Raw genomic sequence first — 1277 nt, 5'->3', positions numbered from 1 at the left:
CAGGGTGCTGAAGAAATCGCCGTCGCGGAACAGTTTTCTTTCGGCGCAACCTGCTGGGTTTGGTTTCGGCTCCATCGACGCAGGCGAGCTACATGCCTGACGCGGTTTCCCAGCATCAGGCTGCGAGCAACCGGGGCAGTCGGGCGAGGTTGTTTGCAGCCATAGTGAGGATGAAGCGGGAACGCACCCGTTCGACGCCGCGATAAACGGTCTGGGCCATGCCGCCGACGGTTTTGGCCCAGCCGAAAGCCTCTTCGATCCGTTTGCGGTGTTTGATCGACAGGGCGTAACCCTCGTGCCGGGTCGTGCGGCCGTCGATCGCCGAGTATCGGGATTTCTGCGCGACATGCGGGGTCACACAGGCTTGCCGCAGGTCGGCGACGAACTCGGCGGCGTCGAATGCCTTGTCCGCTCCCAGCGTCAATCGCCGGGTCGATCCGGGGGAATGTCGATGGATCATGTCCAGCGCGGCGCGCCGTTCGGCATGGCCATCCGCCTGGGTCAGGTCGCCCTGCACGATGAGCCCGTTTCGGTTCTCCATCAGGGCATGGCCGATGAAGCAGAGCATGGCGCCGGTGCCGGGGGATTTCTTGTAAAGGCGCGCATCGGGGTCGGTGGTCGAGGCATGGGTGGCATTGGACCGCTTCTCGCCCCGGAAATCGACTTCGGCATTGCGGTTCTGGCGGTGGTCGCGGTGCATCGGGGCGGCCTCGGGCTCGGTGGGTTGGTCTGGTTCTTCGATGGCGGTGTCGGGTCCGGGCGGGCTGCCCGGATCGTCGTCGGGCGGCGTGTCGTCCGCCTTGGGCTGGAAGCTCTTCATCGACGCCCAAGCCTTGACCAGCGTGCCGTCGACCGAGAAATGGTCGTCCGACAACAGCGGCGCGACCTCGCGATGCGCTAGGATCGCCGCCATCACCTTGCGCGACATCTCGGTCGTCAGCAGGCGGTCGCGGTTCTTGGTGAAGACGGTCGGCACCCACACGACGTCGTCAATCCCGAGGCCGACGAACCAGCGGAACAGCAGGTTATACTGCATCTGTTCCATCAACTGACGCTCGGAGCGGATCGAGAACAGGATCTGGATCAGGCTGGCCCGGATCAGCCGTTCCGGCGGGATCGAAGGGCGGCCAAAATCGGTGTAAAGCGCAGCGAACTCGCCATCCAGGCTCGCCAGCGCCTCGTTCACCACCTGCCTGACCTTGCGCAACGGATGCCGCGCGGGGATGCGAGCCTCAAGATCGACATAGCTGAACAGCGAACCGCTCGTCTCGTCCGTC

At 64.5% G+C, this 1277-nt stretch carries 1 protein-coding gene; it reads right to left on the bottom strand.

Going from position 1 to position 1277, the window contains the following annotated elements; all coding sequences use genetic code 11:
* Nucleotides 1-115: 115 nt before the first annotated feature.
* Nucleotides 116-1277 (bottom strand): IS5 family transposase (locus CRO07_RS18245; RefSeq protein ID WP_102016841.1); only part of this gene is annotated, 1162 nt, incomplete at its 5' end.

This window comes from Cereibacter ovatus (genome assembly GCF_900207575.1).
Lineage (GTDB): Bacteria > Pseudomonadota > Alphaproteobacteria > Rhodobacterales > Rhodobacteraceae > Cereibacter_A > Cereibacter_A ovatus.
Note: the sequence above shows the minus strand (reverse complement) of the source record. Positions and strands in the feature narration are given on the sequence as shown.